Origin of the sequence: Mycobacterium sp. (genome assembly GCF_049278535.1) — a bacterium.
Lineage (GTDB): Bacteria > Actinomycetota > Actinomycetes > Mycobacteriales > Mycobacteriaceae > Mycobacterium.
Map to the genome: position 1 here is coordinate 1 of NZ_JBAPMI010000171.1, position 3,549 is coordinate 3,549.

The 3,549-nt window shown below is 66.4% G+C and carries 3 protein-coding genes; all 3 read right to left on the bottom strand.

Annotation, left to right across the window (positions count from 1 at the left end; all coding sequences use genetic code 11):
- On the bottom strand, nt 1–481 hold a 481-nt coding region (locus WAO18_RS11420), incomplete at its 3' end, for a cytochrome c oxidase subunit 3 (RefSeq protein WP_422206394.1).
- Nucleotides 478–2,379: a cytochrome c oxidase subunit I gene (ctaD, locus tag WAO18_RS11425; RefSeq protein WP_422206395.1), complete on the bottom strand. Its 1,902-nt coding sequence runs from the start codon at nt 2,377–2,379 to the stop codon at nt 478–480. The genes WAO18_RS11420 and ctaD, both read right to left, overlap by 4 nt.
- A 2-nt stretch (nt 2,380–2,381) precedes the next feature.
- Complete coding sequence (coxB, locus tag WAO18_RS11430; protein WP_422206396.1) at nt 2,382–3,389, bottom strand: cytochrome c oxidase subunit II; 1,008 nt, start codon at nt 3,387–3,389, stop codon at nt 2,382–2,384.
- Between the last annotated feature and the right edge of the window lie 160 nt (nt 3,390–3,549).

Genomic DNA, 3,549 nt, shown 5'->3' on the forward strand with positions numbered 1-3,549 from the left:
GGATCCCGAGCAGGACATGGGCGTGGTGGGCCGCCAGGAGCGTGAAGTAGATCGACCCGTACGCGCTGCCCTGCGGCGTGAAGTCGTTCAGGTCGTGCCGGAACAGGAGGACCTGTGCCGCCAGGTACAGCATCTGGACGACCGTCGCCGCTCCGATCCACTGCACCGCGCGCCATCGCCGGGCGCCGCGAGCCGCGCGCACCGCCAGCAGCAGCAGGGGGGCCGTGACGATCAGCGCCGCGGTCGCGACCACCGGATCGGTGACCCCGGGAGGCGTGATGCCCGCGGGTGGCCAGTGCTTGGCGTCGAAGTCGAGATAGAAGTATGAGGACATCAGGGTCCCGAACACGGTGGCCTCTGAGCACAGAAACAGCGCCATTCCCCACCAGCCGTTGGGTTGGGCGCGACGCCGGCGCGACACGCTCGCTGCCTGTGTCGCCGTGCCGGCGGCGGGGCTGCGTGGCGGCCGGCCGGAACTCACGGCTGTACCTCGTGGCGATGCCACCCGAGCAATGTCAGCCCGCCGGCGGCCAGGAAGCCGACCGCGATCCAGTAGTGGCCCATCACCAGCATCAGGAAGATGCCGGTGAGCGCGAGCGCCGTGACCGGAGGCCAGGCGGAGTGCGCGGGCATCGACAGGATCTCGTCGGCGACGGCGTCCTGGACGGTCGTGGCCGGCGTCTCATGACCCAGCTCGAGCACGCCCTCGCCACGCTCCAGCCGCTGGTTGTCGCGTTGGCGATCCTCCTTATCCCACATCGGATACGGGCTGGTAACGGTTGGGATCACGACATAGTTGTAGGGCGGCGGCGGCGACGTCGTGGACCATTCCAGGGTGTCGCCCTCCCACGGATCGGTTCCCACGCGCGCTCCGCGTCGCAGGCTGATCGCGAGGTTGGCCACGATCAGGACCAGTCCGGCGGCCAGCAGGTAGGAGCCACCGGTCTCGATTGCGTTGAGCAACGACCAGCCGAGGCCCGGTGGATAGGTATAGACGCGTCGCGGCATGCCGAGAATGCCGACGATGTGCATCGGAAAGAAAGTGACCAGCGTGCCCAGGAAGGTCAGCCAGAAGCTGATCTTGCCGGTCCGCTCGTAGTACATGCGCCCGGTGAGCTTGGGAAACCAGAAGTACATCCCACCCAGGATCGGGAACACGGCCGCGCCGAAGATCACGAAATGGAAATGCGCGACGATGTAGTAACTGTCGTGGACCTGTTGATCGAAGGGGATCGCCGCCACCGTGATGCCCGACAGGCCGCCCAGAATGAAGTAGATGATGAAACCGACGATGAACAGCAGCGGCGTCTTGAACTCCGGCGTGCCGGTGACGATCGTCGCGATCCACGAGAAGATCTGGATCGCTGATGGGATCGTGATGATCAGGCTGGCGGCCGCGAAGTAGACGGTCGTCACCGTCGCCAGGCCGACGGTGAACATGTGGTGCGCCCATACGCCGAAGCCCATGAAGGCGACGAGGATCTCGGCCAGCGCCACCAGGGGGAATAACACCATCTTGCGATGCACGAACGTGGGGATGATCGCGGTGGCGATCCCGAACGCCGGGAGGATGATGATGTACACCTCGGGGTGCCCGAAGATCCAGAACAGGTTCTGCCACAGCAGCGGGTCCCCGCCGTTGGCGGCATCGTAGAAGTGAAAGCCCAACTGGCGGTCGAGCTCTAGGAACAGGGCGGCGACGCTCAGGGAGGGCAGCGCGAACAGCAGTGCCAGTGACACGGCCAGAAAGGCAAAGCAGAACAGCGGCATGCGGTTCAGCGACATGCCGGGAGCCCGCAGCTTGAAGATCGTCACGATGAAGTTGATCGAGGCGATCGTGCTCGAGATGCCGTTGAAGATCAGACCGTAGCCGTAGAAGTCGATGTTGTTGCCGGGATCGAACTGCTTGGCGGCCAGCGGCACGTAATCGAACCAGCCGGCGTTGGGCGCATGGCCCTGCACCAGCGCCGCGTAGATGAACAGGCCGGAGCCGAGAAAGATCCAGTAGGAGAGCGCGTTCAGGCGCGGGAAGGCCATGTCCCGGGCGCCGATCATCAGCGGGACCAGGTAGTTGCCGAAAGCCCCGGTCGTCATCGGGATCACGAACAGGAAGATCATCGTGATCCCGTGCATCGTGAACACCTCGTCATAAGCCTGAGGTGACAACACGCGGCCGTTGGGCGCGGCCAGTTGCGTCCGGACCAGCAGCGCCTCCACACCGCCGACGCCGAAGAACGCGAGCGAGGTGAAGAAGTACAGGATCCCGATCCGCTTGTGGTTGGTGGTGGTCAGCCACCCCAGCACACCGTCCCGCTCGACCCAGATCTGATCGAGCTCCTCGACGTAACGCTGCCCCTTGACTCCGACGCTCGTCGCCATCGCTACCTGAGCCCGTCCAGATAGGTGACCAGCTCTGAGACCTGTCGGCTGCCGAGACCGAGATCCGGCATCCGGTCGCCCGGCTTGATCGCCTGGGGATTGCGAATCCAGGAGGTGAGACGGCGGGGCGTGTTCGGGATCTCGGCCGCGGCCAGGGAGGTCCGCGAGGCCAGGTGGGTCAGGTTGGGTCCGACCGTGCCGCGGGCCGCGGTCCCGTCAATCGTGTGACAGCTCGCGCACTGGTCGGCCATGAACTGGCGCTGACCTGCCTGCGCGACAGCGGACGCGGGGGCGGCGGCCGGCGTGGCCTGGTTGGCCAGCCACGTCCGGAACCTCGCCGGGGTCTGGGCGAACACGTACAGTGACATGTGCGCGTGCTGCAGGCCGCAGAACTGGGAGCACTGGCCCCGGTACTCCCCCGGACGGTCGGCATAGAGCAGCACCCGGTTGCGGCGGCCGGGAATCATGTCGATCTTCCGGTTCAGCGCCGGGACCCAGAAGCTGTGGATCACGTCCGCGGACGTGGCCACGATGTTCACGCGAGTGTCGACGGGGATGTGCAGTTCGTTCGCGGTGACGGCTCGCTCGGGCAGGCTGCCCGTGTGACCTACGGGCTCACCGGGATAGCGGATCTCCCACCACCACTGATGGCCGATCACGTCGATCGTCATGCGCGTGCGCGACGGGAGCGGCGGTGAGGTCTGGCCGACGAGGTAGACGTCGGAGAATCCGAACAGGACGACGAGCACGACGATCGGCACGGCGATGCCGAAGACGAGCACGAGGCCCTGCGTCAGCCCTTCGCGCTCGCCGACGAACGGCAGACCCGGAGCGCCGCGCCGGATCCAGGCGACGACCAGCATCGCGACTGCGCCCACGAACACGATGGTGGCCGCGGCCAGCATCCACCACCACAGCAGCGCGATGTCATGCGCGGGTTTGCTGCGCGTGGTGAGGATTGACTGCCTGCCACACCCGGCGGCTCCCCCTGCGATCGCCAGCACCGCCACCAGACGGGACAGACCACCCGCTCGGATCCGATGGCCCCGGTCATCATCGGGGGGCGCGGTCGGCGCTTCAGGCGGGTGAGACGCGAACCCGAGCAAGGCGCGCGCTACTTACCCCGGCAACGCCCACCAACGCAAAGACGCCCCTGGCGTGTTCGTCTCC